The organism is Aequorivita marisscotiae (assembly GCF_029814825.1).
GTDB classification, from domain to species: Bacteria; Bacteroidota; Bacteroidia; order Flavobacteriales; family Flavobacteriaceae; genus Aequorivita; species Aequorivita marisscotiae.
Genome location: NZ_CP122379.1, coordinates 2,603,392 through 2,624,049, shown reverse-complemented (window position 1 = coordinate 2,624,049; position 20,658 = coordinate 2,603,392). Strand labels below are relative to the sequence as shown.

Annotated in this window: 19 protein-coding genes, 1 other RNA gene and 1 pseudogene; 13 read left to right on the top strand and 8 right to left on the bottom strand. The window is 37.1% G+C overall.

Annotated elements, in window-relative coordinates:
• Nucleotides 1-2: 2 nt before the first annotated feature.
• From QCQ61_RS11840 to QCQ61_RS11830, 3 genes are all read left to right on the top strand, one after another.
• Nucleotides 3-860 (top strand): sugar nucleotide-binding protein, encoded by an 858-nt coding sequence (locus tag QCQ61_RS11840; protein WP_279447856.1) that lies wholly within the window; start codon nucleotides 3-5, stop codon nucleotides 858-860.
• Between the two features lie 41 nt (nucleotides 861-901).
• Nucleotides 902-1,183 carry a 4a-hydroxytetrahydrobiopterin dehydratase gene (locus tag QCQ61_RS11835; RefSeq protein ID WP_279447855.1) on the top strand — a complete coding sequence of 94 codons (282 nt, stop codon included), beginning with the start codon at nucleotides 902-904 and terminating at the stop codon, nucleotides 1,181-1,183.
• 149 nt (nucleotides 1,184-1,332) lie between these two features.
• Nucleotides 1,333-2,058 carry a YebC/PmpR family DNA-binding transcriptional regulator gene (locus tag QCQ61_RS11830; protein WP_279447854.1) on the top strand — a complete coding sequence of 242 codons (726 nt, stop codon included), beginning with the start codon at nucleotides 1,333-1,335 and terminating at the stop codon, nucleotides 2,056-2,058.
• Nucleotides 2,059-2,232: 174 nt separating this feature from the next.
• Here the strand turns inward: QCQ61_RS11830 and QCQ61_RS11825 are convergent, their stop codons facing one another.
• From QCQ61_RS11825 to QCQ61_RS11800, 6 genes and pseudogenes are all read right to left on the bottom strand, one after another.
• Nucleotides 2,233-3,264 (bottom strand): hypothetical protein, encoded by a 1,032-nt coding sequence (locus tag QCQ61_RS11825; RefSeq protein ID WP_279447853.1) that lies wholly within the window; start codon nucleotides 3,262-3,264, stop codon nucleotides 2,233-2,235.
• A 123-nt stretch (nucleotides 3,265-3,387) separates the two neighbouring features.
• Nucleotides 3,388-3,948, bottom strand: coding sequence for a 1-acyl-sn-glycerol-3-phosphate acyltransferase (locus tag QCQ61_RS11820; RefSeq protein WP_279447852.1), 561 nt, complete (start codon nucleotides 3,946-3,948; stop codon nucleotides 3,388-3,390).
• Nucleotides 3,949-3,961: 13 nt separating this feature from the next.
• Nucleotides 3,962-5,020 (bottom strand): iron-containing alcohol dehydrogenase family protein, encoded by a 1,059-nt coding sequence (locus QCQ61_RS11815; RefSeq protein ID WP_279450263.1) that lies wholly within the window; start codon nucleotides 5,018-5,020, stop codon nucleotides 3,962-3,964.
• 45 nt (nucleotides 5,021-5,065) lie between these two features.
• Nucleotides 5,066-5,776, bottom strand: a pseudogene (kdsB, locus tag QCQ61_RS11810) (3-deoxy-manno-octulosonate cytidylyltransferase); the annotation flags it as partial.
• 51 nt (nucleotides 5,777-5,827) lie between these two features.
• A complete protein-coding gene (locus QCQ61_RS11805; protein ID WP_279447851.1) occupies nucleotides 5,828-6,406 on the bottom strand; it encodes a DUF4126 domain-containing protein in 579 nt (192 codons plus the stop codon).
• A 67-nt stretch (nucleotides 6,407-6,473) separates the two neighbouring features.
• Entirely contained in the window at nucleotides 6,474-7,895 is a 1,422-nt protein-coding gene (locus QCQ61_RS11800) for an ATP-dependent DNA helicase (RefSeq protein ID WP_279447850.1), read from the bottom strand.
• Between the two features lie 128 nt (nucleotides 7,896-8,023).
• Here QCQ61_RS11800 and QCQ61_RS11795 point away from each other — a divergent pair, with 128 nt between their 5' ends.
• The 3 genes from QCQ61_RS11795 to QCQ61_RS11785 are packed head-to-tail and all read left to right on the top strand — an operon-like array spanning nucleotide 8,024 to nucleotide 10,018.
• The gene (locus tag QCQ61_RS11795; RefSeq protein WP_279447849.1) at nucleotides 8,024-8,686 is read left to right on the top strand and encodes a hypothetical protein; all 663 of its coding nucleotides are present in this window, start codon (nucleotides 8,024-8,026) and stop codon (nucleotides 8,684-8,686) included.
• Entirely contained in the window at nucleotides 8,667-9,482 is an 816-nt protein-coding gene (locus QCQ61_RS11790; RefSeq protein ID WP_279447848.1) for a DUF3822 family protein, read from the top strand. The genes QCQ61_RS11795 and QCQ61_RS11790 overlap by 20 nt, the downstream gene beginning before the upstream one ends.
• Before the next feature lie 2 nt (nucleotides 9,483-9,484).
• The gene (locus tag QCQ61_RS11785) at nucleotides 9,485-10,018 is read left to right on the top strand and encodes an RsmD family RNA methyltransferase (RefSeq protein WP_279447847.1); all 534 of its coding nucleotides are present in this window, start codon (nucleotides 9,485-9,487) and stop codon (nucleotides 10,016-10,018) included.
• Between the two features lie 394 nt (nucleotides 10,019-10,412).
• On the opposite strand, the gene rnpB is transcribed toward QCQ61_RS11785, so the two are convergent.
• Nucleotides 10,413-10,762: RNase P RNA component class A (rnpB, locus tag QCQ61_RS11780), an RNA gene on the bottom strand.
• Nucleotides 10,763-10,900: 138 nt separating this feature from the next.
• Here rnpB and QCQ61_RS11775 point away from each other — a divergent pair.
• The 7 genes from QCQ61_RS11775 to QCQ61_RS11745 all read left to right on the top strand — a co-directional run bounded on the left by QCQ61_RS11775 (nucleotide 10,901) and on the right by QCQ61_RS11745 (nucleotide 18,687).
• On the top strand, nucleotides 10,901-12,754 hold the full coding sequence (locus tag QCQ61_RS11775; protein ID WP_279447846.1) for a DNA polymerase III subunit gamma/tau: 1,854 nt from the start codon (nucleotides 10,901-10,903) through the stop codon (nucleotides 12,752-12,754).
• A 91-nt stretch (nucleotides 12,755-12,845) separates the two neighbouring features.
• Nucleotides 12,846-13,427: a MiaE family protein gene (locus tag QCQ61_RS11770; protein WP_279447845.1), complete on the top strand. Its 582-nt coding sequence runs from the start codon at nucleotides 12,846-12,848 to the stop codon at nucleotides 13,425-13,427.
• Nucleotides 13,428-13,508: 81 nt separating this feature from the next.
• A complete protein-coding gene (locus tag QCQ61_RS11765) occupies nucleotides 13,509-15,266 on the top strand; it encodes an SLC13 family permease (RefSeq protein WP_279447844.1) in 1,758 nt (585 codons plus the stop codon).
• 85 nt (nucleotides 15,267-15,351) lie between these two features.
• Nucleotides 15,352-16,647, top strand: coding sequence for a chloride channel protein (locus QCQ61_RS11760; RefSeq protein WP_279447843.1), 1,296 nt, complete (start codon nucleotides 15,352-15,354; stop codon nucleotides 16,645-16,647).
• An 88-nt stretch (nucleotides 16,648-16,735) separates the two neighbouring features.
• Entirely contained in the window at nucleotides 16,736-17,341 is a 606-nt protein-coding gene (locus QCQ61_RS11755) for a class I SAM-dependent methyltransferase (RefSeq protein WP_279447842.1), read from the top strand.
• A gap of 128 nt (nucleotides 17,342-17,469) precedes the next feature.
• Nucleotides 17,470-17,745: a hypothetical protein gene (locus tag QCQ61_RS11750; protein WP_279447841.1), complete on the top strand. Its 276-nt coding sequence runs from the start codon at nucleotides 17,470-17,472 to the stop codon at nucleotides 17,743-17,745.
• A gap of 471 nt (nucleotides 17,746-18,216) precedes the next feature.
• Nucleotides 18,217-18,687, top strand: a complete 471-nt coding sequence (locus QCQ61_RS11745; RefSeq protein WP_279447840.1) for a tRNA (cytidine(34)-2'-O)-methyltransferase — start codon at nucleotides 18,217-18,219, stop codon at nucleotides 18,685-18,687.
• A gap of 30 nt (nucleotides 18,688-18,717) precedes the next feature.
• On the opposite strand, the gene QCQ61_RS11740 is transcribed toward QCQ61_RS11745, so the two are convergent.
• Complete coding sequence (locus QCQ61_RS11740) at nucleotides 18,718-20,325, bottom strand: FMN-binding glutamate synthase family protein (RefSeq protein ID WP_279447839.1); 1,608 nt, start codon at nucleotides 20,323-20,325, stop codon at nucleotides 18,718-18,720.
• Between the last annotated feature and the right edge of the window lie 333 nt (nucleotides 20,326-20,658).

The following is a 20,658-nucleotide window of genomic DNA, read 5'->3' as shown; positions in this document are numbered from 1 at the left end:
ACATGAACACGAAACTGGAAAAGGAACGGATTTTAATTTTAGGAGGAAGCGGTTTTATTGGCAACGCCATCTACAAAGAGCTTCTTTCCTATTTTGACGTTCATTGTACCTATTGTCGGCAAAGTGGTGCATTTTCCGAAAATCATGTTTTTCATAAATACTGTGTTGCCGAAGATTCTTTATTTTTATTGTTGCATAAAATTCAACCCACTGTAATAATTTCAGCATTTAAAGGCGACTATAAAAGTCAGTTTGAAGCTCATCAGCAAATTGCGAATTACGCCCTGCTACATTCAAATTGTTCTGTGATTTATATTTCTTCTTCCGAAGTTTTCGATGGAAAGTTTAGTCATCCCTCATTTGAAAACGACTTAACATTATCTGAATCAGTTTCGGGAAAATTTAAAATTTCAATAGAAAAGTTGTTGTTGGAAGTCATTCCTTCTCAAACAACTATTTTACGGTTGCCGATGGTGCTGGGCATAAACTCGCCACAGATTCTTCATTTAAGGCAGTGTATCAGGCATCGCGCCGCTTTTGAAGTTTTTCCGAATTTGGTAATCACCACTACCACCATCAATAAAATCTGCCAACAAATTCATTATATAATTAACCAATCGCTCCGCGGCATTTATCATTTGGCGAGTAACGATATGGTACATCACGAAGACCTTTTCAACGAAATATCTTCAAAAATTGGCGATAAAATGCCTATCTTTAAAAGTGTTTTTAGCAGTAATGAAGATCGATATGCGGCAATACTTCCAAAAGAAAACAGATTGCCAAATCCTCATCAAATTACTGTTGCACAAGTGATTGAAGACTGTGTTTTAAACGAAGAAATTATATCAATTAAATAGAGATACTAGGCCTGGTGTCTAAAATTAAAAAAACAATAATCATGAAAGCATTAACAGATAAACAGATTGAAGATAAATTAAAGGAATATGAAGGGTGGGATTTTCACGAAGGTGCCCTACATACTATTTTTGAATTTGAGGATTTTAAAGAAGCTTTTTCAGCTATGACGCGAATAGCCTTTGAAGCCGAAAAACTAAATCATCATCCGGAGTGGAGCAACGTTTACAATTCGTTAGAAATCTATCTTTCAACCCACGATGCCGACGGTGTTACTGAAAAGGATTTTGAGTTGGCAAAGATAATTGATGATCTCATTGGGTAGTATATACAATTCCAAAACCATAGTATTCTAGCTGTGCAAAATTTATACTTATGAAAGGCTTTGTTCTTTTAGCATTTGGTTTTTGGAATTTTTTATATTTGAACTTTCTTTTCACGGAATAACTAATAAATCAAGTAATACAATAATTTATGGGAAGAGCTTTTGAATTCAGAAAAGCAAGAAAAATGAAGCGTTGGTCTGCAATGTCTAAAGCGTTTACACGTATTGGCAAAGACATTGTTATGGCAGTAAAAGAAGGCGGTCCCGACCCGGATGCCAATTCAAGACTCCGCGCCGTAATCCAGAACGCAAAGGCTGTAAATATGCCCAAAGACAATGTGGAGCGCGCCATAAAACGTGCAAGCGACAAAAGTCTTGGCGATTATAAAGAAGTTCTCTTTGAAGGTTATGCACCGCACGGAATTGCAATTTTAATTGAAACCGCTACCGATAACAACACCCGAACGGTTGCCAATATTCGCAGTTATTTTAATAAATGCGATGGCAGTTTGGGTACGTCCGGATCTGTTTCGTTTATGTTTGATCATACCTGTAATTTCAGAATAAATCCAGAAGGTTTAGATATTGAAGAATTAGAACTTGAACTAATAGACCACGGAATGGACGAAATTTTTGAAGATGAAGACGGAATTTTAATCTATGGCCCATTTGAAAGTTTTGGCGCCATTCAGTCGTATCTTGAAGGAAATAATATTGAAATTCTTTCTTCCGGTTTTGATCGAATTCCACAAGTTACAAAAACGCTATCGGCAGAAGAAGCCGCCGACGTTGAAAAACTTTTGGAAAAAATAGAAGAAGACGACGATGTTCAAAATGTGTATCACACAATGCAGGAAACGTCCGAAGAAGAGTAAATTAACCTTACAATCAAGCAATAAAAAAAGGCCTCTAAAAAGTTAGATTCACTGTCGGTTTGAGCAAAGTTGAAAACTTCAACACGCAGATTATACTTGCTGCGGGACCAAACAAACTTACTGAATTATACTTTTTAGAGAGCCTTTTTTATTTTTCAAAAAATATCCCTTTTTTTATCTATCGATAAAATACAAAGATGAAGCTCCAGCAAAGGGTGAGCTTAAATTCGGAACTAAATTTCCACCGGCTCCTATTTCACTGAAAAACAAAATTTTACCACCTTCATTGGCACGCTCTGCAATAAACACCGTCTGGCTCGCACTATCGTATTCAACAGCTACAGGGTTGCCCAGTTCTGTTAATCTACCCGAAACGCGAACTTGATTTCCTGCAAAACTTAACGTTCCACCGTTTGCAGTAGCTTCAAATTTAGATACAAAACCATTTATAAAATGAAATGCACCGTCGCCGTCATTTGCGGCATCACCAATATCTGTTAATATCACAAAACCACCGTCTTCGGTTATTCCGTGCGTTCTGGTTATTCCTTCAATTGTTATTTGCTTATCTGGCGTAGCAGTAACATCTGTAGTATAAGTAGAAATAAAGTTTTTTAGTACGGCAACATCGCTCGTTTTATCAACTACAGAATACAGATCGTTTCCTATAAGTTCAATACCCCAAACTGCATAATTTACGGTTACGATATTTCGCAATGTATAACCATCATCATCGCGTTTAAAGATAAAAAACCTACCCTCATCAGTGTCGGGATTGTTATCAAGATCGGCATTATCTGAAATAATGTAATAATCGTCTTTTACAGCCAAATCGCGCGGACTCTCTAAAACAGTATCGCTTGAAAGAAAAAGACTTAAATTATTGCCGCTTTCAACGTTATCTATATTTGAATACGTGTTTATTGCTCTTTGCGATCTTGAGGAAACAACGAGTTCGCTGGAATCTTCATCGTAGTAAACTCCTTCATTATTTTCCGAACTGGTAAGCAATAAGCGCAGAGCTATACCATTAGGCGTAAAATCATACGATTGAATTGCGGTACTTGTATTACTGGTAGCGTACAAGTTTGCTAAAATAGCTACAGGGGTTGGATCGCCTCCACCACCGGTTTCATCGTCGCTACTGCACGAAACTAGTGCCATTGCAAAAACAAAAATTGGAATTAAATATTTACTTCGTTTCATAGTTTTATATTTTTTATGCATAATTAATACTAAGATTTTGAACTAGCGAATTTTTTTTGGAATGCTTAACTAACTTTTAACATCAAATTAATGGTTGTTAGTTTGATGTAATTGAAGATAAGATTATTCTTTATCGAGCCCTATATCGAAAGAGTAGTCTTTATTTTTACCAATCACACCTTTAAAAAAAGAACGTAATTTTGGCGTATCTGCTTCTATATTTCCTGTTGGATAGAAGGGTTTGTCAATAACTATTCGTTTTCTGCCATAATCAAAAGCAACACAAATAATTGGCACATTTGCTGCCAGTGCCATAAAATAATAACCCGTTTTCCACGTATCTACTTTTTTACGTGTGCCTTCCGGTGAAAGCGCCAGACGAAATTCTTCTTTTTTATGAAATAATTCAGCAATTGCTTCTACTTTTTTTTGGCCCGGGGTTCTGTCTAGTTTTGTACCTCCCGTCCAACGAAAGTACCAGCCTATTGGCCACACGAATAGTTCCTTTTTAGCGATATAATTAATTTTAACCTTGGTCAATCTTCGCGTAAACAGCCCGAGATAGAAATCGTGCCAACTGGTATGTGGCACCACAATTATAACAGCTTTTTTAACCAAAGGATCAAAAGTTCCTTCAATTTTCCAACCCATTACTTTTTCAAAAATAAATTTTGTGAATCCCATATATTCAGCGCGGTTACATCTTTAAGTAAAGCTCCCTCAGTTTTTCTGGTGTTATAACCTTTTCCCAATCTGCGCCAAGGGCATTTTCCCACAGTGGAACCATACCCAATGCTACAGTAATCATTGTATTTAACTGCGCTTCCGTAAGGTTTTGGCAAATTCCTTGCGGAATAGTTACGCCGTGTTTGGCAACCATCTGTTTAAATAAAGCCACGTCTTTGGGGTAAAATTCACTTAAATATTGAAAAACAATACAATTACCCACCCCGTGTTTTGTTCCTAAAACATAGCCTAAACCGTAGCTCATTGCGTGCGCTACCCCAACTTGTGAATACGCTATGCTCATTCCTCCATGCCACGACGCCATCATAAGTTTAGCCCGCGATTCTTTTTCGGAAAGTGTATCGCCAAGAAATATCTCCAAACAAAGATCGTAGGCCTTTTCGCCATAACTTTGGCTAAATGCGTTTAAAAACGTTCCGTTTAGAGATTCTACGCAATGTATAAAACAATCCATTCCGGTAAAGAACCATTGGTTTTTTGAAACGCCTTTGGTTAGTTCCGGATCGAGCACTACTTGATCAAAGGGAGTAAAATCGCTATTAATCCCCAGTTTGCGAACAGGACCCGTTAATACGGTTGTACGGGAAACTTCGGCACCGGTTCCCGAAATCGTTGGGATGCCTACATGATAAACCGCCTTTTTGGACACTAAATCCCAACCCTGATAATCTGCAGCACTTCCTTTATTATTGAGCATAATGGACACCGCCTTGGCCAAATCCATGACCGTTCCGCCACCAATGCCGATAATGCCCGATGGTAGGTAGGTAAATTCAGATTTTATATTTTTTACAAGGGTATCTACTTGGCTCGTTTTTGGTTCCTCTTCTGCCGAAACAAAAATTAATTTGTCATTGAACCGAAGATTAATTCTATCTAAAAATTTAGTGTCTTCTTCAAAAACGTTGTCAACCAAATAAATAAACGGTGCTTTTTCCTTCTTTTTAGAAGATAATATTGAACTGAGCTGATCAAAACAACCTTCGCCAAAAACCACTTTGGGCACCATTGGGAAATTTCTAAATTTATTGTTTATGGTATCCTTTTCCTTTTCTTTTAGCAATTTATTTGCGCGCGCAAGGTCTTCTGGAGTGTCTATTTCAACCCCAGTAGTGTTAGACACTGCCATTTTTATGTTCTTCCCGTATTCTAAATAACGAATACATTCTATTTTTTCTACAGCTTCCAAAGAACGCATTGGTAAGCGATAAAAATCCATTATCGCTTGTTTTCTAAAAGCGTAGATACCTTTGTGTTTGTAGTATTGAAGTGCCACATTTTTATCGCGCGGATACGGTATTGGCGAACGTGAAAAATAGAGCGCAAAGTTATCTTTATCAACTATTACTTTTACGCAGTTTGGGTCGCTTATTTCTTTCCAATCATGTATTTCGGTCATTAACGAAGCTAAGTCAATTTTATCTGCATCGGGTTCGTTAAATACCGCCAAAACCTTTTCTAAGCCTTCACGGCTCGTAAATGGCTCGTCGCCCTGCACGTTTACGACAATATCTACATCTAGGTTTTCTACGGCTTCGGCTATACGATCGCTACCGCAATCATGTTCCTTTTGGCTCATAATTGCTTTGCCGCCGTTGGCTTCAATTTCTTTAAAAATTACATCGCTATCTGTAACAACATAAACTTCATCAAAAAGATTGGTGGCTTTTGCAGCTTCGTATGTTCTAACTATTACAGGTTTTCCTGCTAAATCCTGCATCAATTTTCCGGGAAAACGCGACGCACCGTAACGCGCGGGAATCATGGCTATTATTTTCAAGTCGAAGTTTTTAAATTGAATTCAAAAATAAGAAGATTATGTTCTCGGCGTCCCTTTTTTACGAAGCTTTTTATAAAATTTGAATATTACATAAAAAAGAAAGAGAACCAAGACAAAAGCAACAACAGGTACAAAGATGGCAGCCACAGCCATAACTATTGAAGTGCCCGTTTCTGCTGTGGTCAAAATCGGATTTGCAATCCCTCCGGTGGTTGTACTGGAAGTAAGTCTTGCCGCCAAAGTATTGCCCTTTATTGCTGCGGCTGTACCACCGCCCGCTATTATTGCCAGCGTCCATGTAATAACAGGGCTTAAATCGGTAACCGTTGCTACCATAACCGCTGTGCCTGCCAAGGTGGCTAATGGGAGGGCAATGGTGTCTAGCAAATTATCAAACCAAGGAATATAGTAACCAAAAATTTCAACAACCGTTGCCACGGCCATTATTATTACTGCGGTAAGGCTGCCAATCCACTGCCAATTTTCGTTTATTGGAATTACATCAAAATAACCCGCCAGGCTCATAATCAATAATGGTAAAAATACTCGGAAACCTACGGCTGCAGCTAAACCGATACCTAAAAAAATACTTAGTATTAAATTAAAAGTTTCCATGGGTATTTCTAATTTAGGTCGTGCAAAGCGTTGATTGCCCTACACAAAAGTTTAATTTTAATTAATATCACGTTACAAAAAATTCATCTTTAAAACCTATTAAATACAATTTTTCCTGCGCCCGCGTAATAGCTGTATAAAGCCAACGCAAGTACTCCTTATCTATTCCATTGGGAAGATACGGTTGCTCAACAAAAACGGTATTCCACTGGCCTCCCTGCGATTTATGACAGGTTATGGCGTAGCTAAATTTTACTTGGAGCGCATTAAAAAATTTGTTGTTTTTTACTGCCAAAAATTTCTTGTACTTAGATTTTTCCGACTCGTAGTCTTTCATTACTTCTTGATATAATTTGTTCGATTCATCATAGGTTAGTGATGGAGTTTCGGATGTTAAAGTGTCTAAAAGTAACACGGTTTCCAAAGGTTTCATTGTAGGATAATCTACCATTCGTAATTTTACTTCAGCAAAACGAAACCCATAGAGTTCTTTAAAGGCAAAAATTTCCAAAACCTCTACTATATCGCCATTGGCAATAAAGCCAGCTTCGCTCGTATTATCTACCCAAAAGTAATTATTCTTTACCACCATTAAATAATCGCCCGCCGAAAGTTCGGATTCTTGAAACAGAATACGTTCGCGAATGCTCTGGTTATATAGATTTGCTCTTTTGTTGGATCGCACTACAATTACGGTATCTTCATTTCCCAAGGCTGAATAACTGCCGTTTATTGCATCCATAATTTCCTGCCCATCTACCGGTCGAACTATATCCGGAAAATTTATACCCGAAAATTTAAAGGCTTCATACAGCTCATTGTCCAAACACTCCCTGATTCGCGTTGCGTTTTCTAAAATACCACTATCCTGTTGTTGCCGCACCACTTCATCGAGCTCCAGTTTTATAACTTCACGATTGTATTGGTTTTCAAGCAAGGAGGCATCCAAGGCGGGACTAATATCTAAATGTACGGGTGGAAGCTGCGCAGAATCGCCAATTAGCAAAAGTTTGCAATTGTTACCACTATAAACGTATTGCATTAAATCATCGAGTAGCGAACCGTTTTCAAATAGTTTTGAGTCTTGGTTTATATCGGGAATCATGGATGCTTCATCTACGATAAATATAGTGTCACGATGCTTGTTTTGCTGTAATGAAAAGAAAACAGCTCCCTTTTCTCGCTTGGGGAAATAGATTTTTTTATGAATGGTAAAAGCCTGTTTGCTTGAATAATTACTAATTACCTTCGCCGCCCTGCCCGTAGGGGCAAGAAGTACAGATCGCTTTTTTATTTTGGCCAAATTCTTTACCAGCGCACCCACAATTGTGGTTTTTCCCGTACCTGCATATCCTTTCAACAAAAACGTCTCATTTTTGTTTGGACTCAACACAAATTTAGCCAACAGTTGAAGCGCTATATCCTGTTTTGGGGTAGTATTATGTGGAAAATCATTTTTTAAAAAACTGTAAAATTCTGATACATTCATTATTTGCTGCTATCAATGAGGGTTTAAAGATAGGTATGATTTTTTCGCAATATACTTTTGTGAACAAAAAAAAATTGTAGATTTGCGATAGACCTTTTAGTAAAATCAACACTTAAATAAAATCAATAATGAAATTAGTAATTCAGATTGTTCTTTGGATTGTAATAATCTTCCTGGGTTGGAAGCTATATAACTCGGTAATGGGCCCAGTTGAATTCAACAAAGTAAAAGAGGCACGCTATGCCAAAGTAATTAAGAATTTGAAGGATATTCAGGCCGCAGAGCTTGCACACAAAGAAATTACAGGTAAATTTACAGGAGACTGGGACAGTTTGGTTAAATTTATTGATACGGCCAAATTTGCACGTACACAACGTCGCGATACCAGTTATGCCGATGTAGCCAAGAATAAAGCTTTCGGTATAGACGAAGGATATTTTATTGAAAAATCATTAATTGATACCTTAGGATTTACCCCAGTTAGAGATTCACTCTTTGGCGGCACCGATAGATATAAAACAATGATGAATGTGCCTGTAGAAGGTGTTGACGCCAAGTTTGAACTAAAATCTGGTAAAATTGAAAAAAACGACGCCACCTATTCAGTTTTTGAAGCAAAGGTTTCAAAAAAGGTAATCTTGGCAGATCAAGATTCAGACCTAGTTACACAAGAACTTCAAGTACAGTCTGTAGATGGGGTTAACGGTCCAGATATTAGAGTAGGCTCTTTAGAAGAAGTAAACACTTCTGGAAACTGGCCAAAAATTTACGATGCCGCAAAAGAAGAATAACATAAAAAATACATTACATAACAGACTGTCCGTTCAAGTTTCTTTGAACGGGCTTTCTTTTTTGGTGACTAATCCCGAAAGTGAAGAACCCGTCTTGTTTGTGGAAAAAAACTTAGACCACAGTACAACCCCCGAGGAACTTTTGATGGATATTGAAACTATTGTTAGTAACAATGAAATTTTAAACACTAGCTTTAGCGATGTAACCGTAGTATATGCTACTCCAGTTTACAGCTTGGTGCCAGCTCCGCTTTTTAACGAAACTAAAGCGAGCGAATATTTAAAGTTTAACTCCAAAATCTTAGCAAACGATTATATGGCGCACGATGTTGTTGAAAACCATAACATCGTGGTAGTGTATGTTCCGTTTATGAACATCAATAATTTTTTCTTTGAAAAGTATGGATCCTTCAATTATTACCACGCGATGACCGTACTATTGAATTCAATTCTTGAACGCGAAATATATTCGCTTCCAAAAATGTTTTTACATTTTCAAAAAAATAATTTCGATTGTATCGTTTTAAAAAATGGCCAACTGCAACTCTGCAATAGTTACCACTATAAAACCCCTGAAGATTTTATCTATTATACGCTCTTCTGTATGGAGCAGCTTCAATTAAACCCAGAAAATACTCCCGTTGTACTTTTGGGTGCTATTGAAAAAAACGACGAAAATTTTAAAATTGCCTACACTTATATACGTAATCTCACATTTTTAGATGCAAAGATGTACAATACTAAAAGTTTGGGCAATGACGAATCCCACAATCATTTCATTTTAAAAAACGCTTAGTAATGCGAATAATTTCAGGCACATACAAAGGAAGAAGATTAACCGCTCCAAAAAACTTGCCTGTCCGTCCCACAACCGATTTTGCAAAGGAAGGGCTCTTTAATATTTTACGGGTTCGATATTTTTTTGATGAACTTACTGTATTAGATCTTTTTGCAGGTACTGGAAATATAAGTTTTGAATTTGCCTCCCGCGGTGTTCCCAATATAACCGCCGTAGATGCTCATTTAGGCTGTGTGCAGTACATAAATAAAGTTTCGGAAGAATTTTCCTTTCCTATAAATGCCATAAAATCTGACGTTGCCAAATACCTGGAAAAGGCTTCGGGAAATTACGATATTATTTTTGCCGATCCGCCCTATGATTTTAATGCTTCACAATTAGAGAATATTGTTTTGGCAGTTGCAGAAAAAAAACTCTTAAAGGAAGATGGGATTTTAGTAATAGAACATTCAAAACAAAATACCCTCGACGCATTACCCGGTTTTGCTGAAGCCAGAAAATACGGTGGAAATGTTTTCAGTTTTTTTGCGTAAATTGTAATATGTTTCAACTTCCCGTAGAACTGATAGAATTAGATTTTGTAAAAATTGAATTCTACGAAAATTTCATGATTGCAACGCCCGCGGACGCCATAGTGTTAGATGAAGCTTATGTTTCTAAAATTCAGCAGTTGGCATCGCGTTTCTATGGCGAAAAATCTTTCGGTTATATTTCTAATAGGGTTAACGATTATTCCAGAAATTTATCGCCAAAATCATATACCCGACAAATTCCTCGCTTAGTAGCATTTGCGATTGTTTATAAATCTGAACGATCTTTGCAAATTGCAAATTTTGAAAGTTTCTTTATCACGGTTCCATTTCAAACATTCCAAAAGTTAAGTGCCGCAAAGGTTTGGATGTTAGAACAAACAAATACCTTAAAAGAAAAAAAAGCAGGCCTATAAGCCGGGTTCTGTCCCCAATATGCATTGGGGCCTTATCATTTATCTAGACGTGCAGTTACCCACACGCTCAATCTGCCTACCCTCCTGCATTGGGCGGGCACCCTTTCCCGATTAATATCGGAGCGCAGGTTTACGTGGCATTTCACCGCATAGAGTTTACCTGATTTCACTACAGCATTACCTGTACATCCTTTCTGCTGCACTTGTCCTGAAAACTCAGCAAAAGCAGAGTTCCCGACGGCTGTTAGCCGCTATGCTTCCCTTTGGTGTCCGGACTTTCCTCCCACACCCCCGCAAAAGCGAGGATCTCGGCGATAAGGCGGCCTGCGCGGCAAAAGTACATCAATGTTAATAAATATGGTAAAATACAAACAGCTATTTTTTTAAAACCCATTGCACATCTTTATATTTGCTCTCTACTCACTATGGAATGATTGAGTAACCAATTACCAAATTCTGTAACAAAAAGATGGAACACTTCATTGTATCTGCCAGAAAATACCGGCCAGCCGTTTTTAAAGACGTGGTTGGGCAACAGGCCATTACCAATACTTTGGAGAACGCCATAGAAAATAACCATCTTGCCCAAGCATTGCTTTTTACAGGCCCCCGTGGCGTAGGCAAAACAACCTGCGCGCGTATTCTCGCCAAAAAAATTAATGAAGATGGCACTGAGAAAGTAGATGAAGATTTCGCCTTTAATATTTTTGAATTAGATGCAGCCTCCAACAACTCTGTGGACGACATCCGTAATTTAATAGACCAAGTTCGTATTCCACCCCAAGTTGGTAAATACAAAGTATATATTATTGATGAAGTACATATGCTATCTGCAAATGCCTTTAACGCGTTTTTAAAAACTTTGGAAGAACCGCCAAAGCACGCAATATTTATACTGGCTACAACCGAAAAGCACAAAATAATACCAACTATTCTTTCACGTTGCCAAATTTTCGATTTTAGACGAATTGGCGTTCGCGATATAAAAGAACATTTAGCCGAAGTTGCAAAGGCAGAAAATATAGAAGCCGAAGACGACGCTCTGCACATTATTGCACAAAAAGCCGATGGTGCCTTGCGCGATGCGCTTTCAATTTTTGATAGGGTGGTTAGCTTTGCTGGAAAAAACCTTACGCGCGAAGCTGTTACCGAAAATCTAAATGTATTGGATTACACTTGGTATTTTCAAATTACAGATTTACTGTTGGAAAACAATATCCCGCAAGTATTGGTATCATATAATACAATCCTTTCCAAAGGTTTTGATGGCCATCATTTTATAATGGGCCTCGCTTCCCATTTCCGCGATTTAATGGTCTGCAAAAACCAAGAAACAATTAGTTTATTAGAAGTTGGCGAGCAAGTTAAAACCATGTATTTTGAACAGTCGCAAAAAACCACCCAACAATTTTTAATTGAAGGAATAGACATTGCTAATACCTGCGACTTAAAATATAAAAACAGCCAAAACCAGCGGCTATTGGTTGAATTAACTTTAATGCAACTTGCTTCCTTGACTTTTCAGGGCGAAAAAAAAAAGCCTAATTCCCGCGTAGGTGAAATCGGCACCAGCAAAGGCGCCACCCATTTTGTTATTCCTCCCTCCCATTTTAAAAGTGAAGAATTTACATCAGAAAAAATAACCTCTGCAGGTAGCGCAGCTTCAAACTCAATAAGAAAGGCTGAACCCGAAACTGCGATTAATGCCACGAACAACCAAATTAAAAATGAAGTAAACGAACCTTCAGAAGTAGACGCCCCAGAAAACAATCAACCCAACCAACCCAGCTCCACACCATCTACAACCAGCGGAGAATCAGAAAAAGTAATTGAAAGGCCTCAAATTTTAGCAGAGAGAAACGCTAAAAAAGTATCTGCTCTATCACTAAAAAGCATTCAAAAAAAGCAGGAAATACAACAGGAAATAGTCGCAAACCAACCGGATGCAGAAAATCTACCCGTCAACGATTTTTCAGAAGAAGAAATGCAAGCGGTATGGACCGAATACACAGCACACGTAGAAAGCGATGGAAAATACAATCTGTTATCGCACTTAACAATGGGGGTTCCAAAATTGGATGGTTCCATTATACATCTTGAATTCCCGAACCAAACCATTAAAACCGAAGTAGAGCGCGCCAAATATGAATTACTCGGATTTTTACGCGATAAACTGCAGAATTACGAAATAGATTTAGACATAACCGTAAACGAAACAGTCGAAAAAAAATACGCTTACACTACGCGCGAAAAATTTGAAAAATTAAAAGAAATGAATCCAGCGATCGAAAAGCTTCGCAAGGAATTTGATTTGGACGTGTAAAATGTCCCCTAGCCCCCAAACGGGGAATAATATATCATAAATATCAAGGTACAAAAAATCAAAAATCGTTAATCAGCAATCGTTAATAATTATGTTAGGCTTAAAACTTCCCACAGACCCACGATGGGTTAATATTGTAGAAAAAAACATAGAAGACATTCTAACCGACCATGCGTGGTGCGAGCAAAAAGCTGCTTCCACCGCAGTTTCGCTTATTGTGAGCTTTCCAGAATACACTGAGCTTATTCAGGAAATGGTTGCTTTGGTAAAAGAAGAAATAAGCCATTTTAAAATGGTACACGACAAAATTTTGGAAAATGGCTGGGTTTTGGGACGCGATAGAAAAGACGAATATGTTTTAAAAATTGTAAATTTTTTCCCGAAAGGCGGCAGCAGAACTACACAATTGGTTCATAGATTGCTGTACGCCGCTTTAATTGAAGCCCGCAGTTGCGAACGTTTCCGCTTGTTAAGCGAAGAACTTGAAGACAAAGAACTGGCAGAATTCTACCGAAAACTGATGGTAAGCGAAGCAAATCACTACACAATGTTTCTCGGTTTTGCACGCCAATATGGCGATAGAAAGGAAGTGGATCAAAAATGGCACGACCTGCTTTCTTTTGAAGCCGAAGTAATGAAAGATTTGGGCAAACACCAGTCTATTCACGGCTAGTTGTTCTGCTATTTATTTTTTAACACCTACTTTTCATTTACTTGTTTTACATATCTTTAATGGCCTTTCAAAAATTTCAGTATGGAAATTGCCATTGTTATATGTTTGCTCGTAATAGCAATAGTTCTATTCGCAACCGAAAAGTTTTCCGTGGATATTGTAACCCTTGGTATGCTTTTGGTTTTAGCGCTTTCAGGAATCATTTCACCTCAAGAAGCTTTTGAAGGATTCAGTAGCGATTTTATTATTATTCTAGCATCTATCTTCGTTATTTCGGGCGCGCTGGCAGAAACAGGTTTGTTAGATAAAGTTGGATCGCAGTTAATAAAAGTAGTAAAAAGCAAAACCTTATTTGTGGGCTACATTATGTTTATTACGGGGGCGCTATCTGCATTTATGAACAATACCAGCGTCACCGCCTTGGTTACTGGACCCGTAATAGGAATGTGCAGAAAATTAAAGATAAGTCCGTCAAAAGTATTAATTCCCGTAGCGTTCGCCTCTATTCTGGGCGGTACTTGCACCCTAATTGGCACATCAACAAATATTGCGGTGAGTGGTTACATTGTTCAAGCTGGGATAGAACCTTTAGGTTTTTTTGAAATATCCTTTATAGGCCTCATTTTTCTAGTTACGGGTATTATTTTCATCGTGCTATTTTACAGAAAATTGTTACCCGATTACAAAGAAGAAAGTTATAATGAGCGTTATGAAATTGCTCAGTATTTATCTGAAATTGTGGTTTCGGAGAAATCTACTTTAATCGGGCAGCCAGTATTTTTTTCAGATCTGGCAAAACAGGAAGTACGTATTCTAAAAATTATTCGCAATAAAGAAGATTTTATCCCCCATCGCTTTACCCGAATTCAGGCGAATGATATTTTAATAGTTGAATGTAGCGTGGAGAACTTAATTAAAATTAAGGAAACTCCGGAATTAGATGTCCTAGCCGATACAATTGGTGATAAAGAAATAGAAAACGAAAAAATAATTCTCGCAGAACTACTCATTCTCCCAGGTTCCCAACTAATTAATAGGTCGTTAAAAGAAGCGCGATTTCGCCAAAATTATGACTTGGTAGTTTTAGCCATCCAACGTTTTGGCGACACTGTTTCACAAAAAATAGGCGGAATTCATTTAAAAATTGGCGATACCCTTTTAGTTCAAGGCACGCAAGAAGATATAGATAAAAATAGAAATTCTAACGATTTTTCTATAATTGGCGATTTCCGTGTAAATATGTTCAAAGAGAAAAAAGGGGTGTTTGCTGCTGTAATATTTCTAGTAGCCGTAATTGTAGGTACTTTAGAATGGGCTCCATTATCAATTACATTTTTAGGAGCGGCCTTGCTAACCGTACTTTCGGGCGCAATTAATATAGATAGGGTTTACCAAGTTATTAATTGGAAACTCTTAATACTCATCGGAGGAATGACAGCATTCGGAACCGCCATGGAAAATTCGGGTGCATCTCAATTTTTAGCAGAGAACATTTTAAACCTATTGGGTCACTTAGGGCCTCTTTACGTTATGGGAGGCTTTGTAATTTTAGTAATTCTACTTACCCAACCCATGAGCAATGCGGCAGCGGCATTAGTTGTGCTGCCAGTAGCAATAGACACCGCTGTGATGATGAATTCAGATCCGCGAACCTTCGCTATTGCCATAATGCTGGGAGCCTCGGTTTCGCTAATTGCCCCGTTTGAACCTTCGTGTATTTTAGTATTTGGTCCCGGAAAATATAAGTTTGCAGATTTCTTAAAAGTGGGTCTGCCCTTAACTTTAATTTTATTTATTTTGCTTATGTTTTTTGTCCCTATATTTTGGCCTTTAAATTAAAATTTGTTCAATTTAACATTTTCTTTTAAGCCTTCTAAATGGTACAATAACTAATCACGGATTTTTGAGCTATAAGTAGTTAACAATGAAATTAAAACGAAGAAGAAAACTCGTTAAATACACCGACATTCTGGATCAACCAATTCGGTTTAATCCGTTTGTATTTAGTAGAATGTTTATTCTTTGGGCCTTATTGGGGTTAATTGGCGGGTTAATTTCGGGAGCTTATTGGATTGTACTGATGTTTTTAACCGAATTTCTTGGAGGGTACGAAGGGTGGCTCGTAATTCCCGTAATGGCTATATGCGGATTGCTTGCTGGTTTAATTATATATTTTATTGGCGATCCGGGCGAAATGCAGCTAATTGTAAACAACATTCGTTTCAATAAGGGAAAACTAGACCCAAAAAACAATCCATCTATGATCCTTTCTTCCCTGCTCTGTGTAGCATCCGGCGGAAGTTTAGGGCCAGAATCGCCCTTGGTACAAGTTACAGGTTCTACAGGTAGTTGGTTGGGAAAAATTTTAAGATTAAAAGGAGAAGAATTACGTTCGCTAAGTATTGCTGGGATGGCCTCGGGTTTTACCGCTTTGTTTGGCGCACCTCTGGGAGGCAGCCTTTTTTCTTTGGAAATACTTCACCACAAACACGCTGTAGAATATTATCAAGCCATTATTCCGGCATTGGTAGCTAGTGGATTTAGTTATATTGTTTTTGCTATTATAGTTCAACTGGGCTGGGGTCCTATGTGGAATCTTCCTGCCTACCAAATGGAAACTTTTTTCGATTTTGGATGGGCTTTCTTTTTCGCGGTAATTGCAACTGTAGTTGGTTGGGGATTTATTTTCTGCACTAAATTTTTTAAAAATATTTTCGGAAAACTAAAAACCCCTATTTACGTTAAAACACTAATTGGTGGAATTTTACTGGGAACCATCGCTTTTTATATTCCACTTACAAGGTATTTCAGCCATTTTGAAATCAACGAATTATTACAGGAAAACGGCACTGTTCAATTTTTAATTGGTGTTTTAATCTTTAAAATTATTGCCATTGCTATTACAGTAACATCGGGTTGGCGCGGTGGATTTATAATTCCGTTATTTTTCTGCGGTACGGCGCTGGGTTTGCTTCTTCACACTGTATTTCCTTCCATCAGTTTATCCCTAACAATTGTAAGTTGTATGGCGGCAATTAATGCCTGCGTAACGCGCACACCAATGAGCACCACTATTCTTTTGGCAACACTTACGGGTTTCACTTATTTTATACCCATACTCTTCGCAAGTTTAACAGGCTATTTTTTAGCACCCAAAATTCCGTTTATTGGCGCACAAATGAAAGAGGAAGAACTAAAACAAGTTCAGAAAAATAAGTAGAATATTTAAAAATAGAACTTTTAAGAAAATACTTCGGGGTATTGCTTATACTTGACATTTATTTTTATGCCACAAATAAAAAATACAAATGAATAAAAAAACACATTGGGATACCGTCTATGAAACAAAAAGTCCGGATCAAGTAAGTTGGACACAAGCTATTCCGGAAACTTCATTGAATTTTATTAAATCGTTTAAATTAGATAAAACTGCAAAAATTATAGATGTAGGTGGCGGCGATAGTAAACTTGTAGATTATTTGCTAGATGAAGGTTTTGAAAATATTACCGTTCTTGATATTTCTGCTAAAGCATTGAAAAAAGCCCAAGATAGATTGGGTGAAAAGGCAAAAAAAGTATGTTGGATTGTAAGCGATATTACCGCTTTTGAACCGGAAACGGTTTACGATCTTTGGCACGACCGCGCTGCCTTTCATTTTTTAACCAATCCACAGCAGATTGAAAAATACAAGAAAACAATAAACACAGCAGTAAAAAATTATTTGGTTATTGGAACATTTTCTGAAAAAGGTCCGTTAAAATGCAGTGGGCTCGAAATAACAAGGTACAGCCATGAGAATTTAGTAGCTGAATTTAAGGACACGTTTAAAAAAATTAGCTGTTTAACCGAAGATCACAAAACCCCATTTAATACATTTCAGAATTTTTTGTTTTGCAGTTTTAAAAGAAAATAATACTGCGCAGGCCATTTCCTGCCTACAATTTCGCTACTATTTAGAAATTGTAAATGGCGTGGTAAAGCGAGGGTATAGTTCTTTATAACCCTAATATATTGTATTTTTGCCAGTTGAATTTTATAATTATGACCCAGCGAAAAGACGATGAAAGCCTTAAATACAAACGTTCCTATATTGAGGCTCAAAAATCGTCATCGAAAAGAAAGTTCATCGAAAAAAAGTCCGAACAAAAATTAACCGTTAAATCTGAAGTAGTAGAAAATAGCTCATTTTTTTATCGATGGGAAAATAGTAGGTTTTGGCTACTTAGAGGAATTTTTAACGTGTTGCGCTCTGTTTGGATGATTGTAATGCTCATTGGCGGTTTTATTGCTTGGTTAATTTCACTTCTATTTATTTGATGCGCCATCTTCCATTAAAAGTATTGCATCTGTATGCACTTTTGTCTTTTATAACATTTTTATGTGTGCAATGTTCGAAAGTAACTTCAGGCATTCAGGCTAATTGGATTTACCATTATTTAAACGATTTTTTAACTATTCCGTTGGTGGCTATAATAGGTTTACACGGGGTATGGTTTATAAAAAAAGATAAGACAATTCGCCTAAATAAGTTTACCATTTTAAGTTTAGTGATTGTGTTTGCCGTTTTTTTTGAATATTATCTTCCGAAGCAATCCTATCGTTATACTGCAGATATTTGGGATGTTTTTTGTTATTTTATCGGCGGTGTAGTTTTCTATTTTCTACAAAAAGAAACATAGTTTATTTTTGCTGTCATTGCTAATTTAGCTCTGCACAATTAATACTTTTAGTAAAAGGATTTCAGTACTTTTTTAAAACATTTTATATATTCATAAATCAATTTAAAATATGGCATTCAACATTGTATTAATCGAGCCGGAAATACCCACCAACACTGGAAACATTGGCAGGTTAAGTTTGGCGTCAGGGTCTAATTTACACCTAGTAAAACCCTTCGGTTTTGAATTAAATGACAAACGCGTAAAAAGAGCTGGTTTAGATTATTGGAAACATGTTTCTCTTTTTATTTATGAAAACCTGGACGATTTTTATTCAAAAAATAAAGGAAAGCAATTCGTCTATCTTTCCAGTCACGGAAATCAGCTATACACTGCTATTGATTATACAGACGATATGTTTTTAATCTTCGGAAAAGAATCGGTTGGTTTGCCTAAAAATATCGTTTCGGCAAATTTAAATTCAGTTTATACCATTCCTATCTTTAGTTCGCACATTCGTAGCCTAAATTTAGCAAATGCAGTAAGTATCGTAGTTTATGAAGGAATTAGAAATCTAAGTTTTAAAAACCAAACTCTATAACCTTCACCTTATTACGTTTAGGACTTCACTTTAAAATTCAACTTCCGGATTAATTCCCCAACGTGTTTTATCGGCAAATGCAAAATCTAATTCATATTTCTTTGGAATTTCCCCATTGCGCATAGACCCAGGTTTAATAGAAGGGAAAAGTTCTTCATAAGTAATCATATCGTTAAGCGAAATACGGCGATAAATATGCGAACGGGTTAAATTTTTTGTTTCGTCTAGACCTGTTGCGCCCAAAAGTTCAACAAAATTTTTAATTGTTTTTTCGTGATAATTAGCCACTCGAACTTTTTTATCTTCCGGAACCAAACCTACCGTTAATTTAGGATCTTGAGTTGTAATACCCACCGGACATTTATTGGTGTTACACAGCAGGGCTTGAATACATCCTAAGGACAACATCATGGCACGGGCTTGGTAGCATCCATCAGCTCCCAATGCCACGGCACGCGCTATATGAAAGGCAGAACTAATTTTTCCTGAAGCAATTATTTTAATATGTTGGCGAATGCCCATTCCTCTAAGAATGTTATGTACAAAGTCAAGACCGTCAATAAGCGGTGCGCCAACGTAATTACTAAACTCAGGCGGCGCCGCTCCCGTACCTCCTTCACCTCCGTCAACAGCAATGTAATCGGGATAGATATCTAATTCTACCATTGCTTGGCAAATTGATATAAATTCACTTTTATATCCTATACATAATTTAAAACCAATAGGTTTACCTCCGGAAAGGTCTCTTAATTTTTTAATGAATTTTACCATCTCCAATGGCGTATCGAATGCTGAGTGATACGGTGGCGATTCTACTTTAGTAAACGGTTTAATATGTCTGATTTTCGCAATTTCTTCAGAGTTTTTCTCTGCGGGCAAAATACCTCCGTGACCGGGTTTAGCGCCTTGGGAAATTTTAAGCTCAATCATTTTTACGTTCGGGTGCTTGGATTTTTCAGCATACAGTTCAGGATTAAATTTTCCATCTTCAGTACGACATCCAAAATATGCAGTTCCAATTTGCCAAATTAAATCGCCACCTTCCGATAAATGATGATCGCTTAATCCCCCTTCTCCCGTATTATGGGCAAAATTGCCAATTTTGGCACCTGCATTTAAGGCTTTTACGGCATTGGCACTAATGGCTCCAAAGCTCATGGCCGAAATATTCAGAATACTGGCAGAATATGGCAGTTTACAATCCTTATTGCCAATTAATATACGAGGATCATGATTTAATGTATTAAACGGTTTAGGTGCAATTGAATGACAGATCCATTCGTAGCCTTCGGAGTAAAGATCTAATTGGGTACCAAAGGGAATGGTATCGCGAACGCCTTTAGCTCGTTGATATACGGTAGATCTATCTACTCTGTTATAGGGGCGTCCATCAATATCCGATTCAATAAAATATTGATACATTTTAGGGCGTAATTCTTCAAGTACAAAGCGCAGCCTGCCGAGCAACGGATAATTTCGCATGATGGTATGCCGGGTCTGAAAAACATCGTAATAACCAACAATGGTTAGTATTAAAACGATGCCAAACAGCACATACCAATTGGAACTTAAAAAATAGGCCAATGCAAATGTTATAATTAACGATGCGGCCGAGATAACAAAAAACTGCATTCTCATAATTGAAAAATATTAAAGTTTTAGGCGAAATTTCAAAAAGAATGAAATCGCCTATTTTAAAATTTTATACTGAAAGTGACTAGTCGGCACTATTAAAAGTGAAGTTGAAAATTCAGCTTCTTTCCGAAACATATTCCCAACAAAATTAAAGAATATTTAAGTCATTCGGTACTATCAACACAACTTTATGCAAGCGTTTTTACTTATGTTGAAAATATAAAATTTATATATATTTTACAGCAAGTGGCCAATATTACCGCGTTGAATTTTGTCTTATCAAGAGTGTTTTTAAGGCTACTAAAAATTTAAAGACGAAGAATTATCTTTATAATG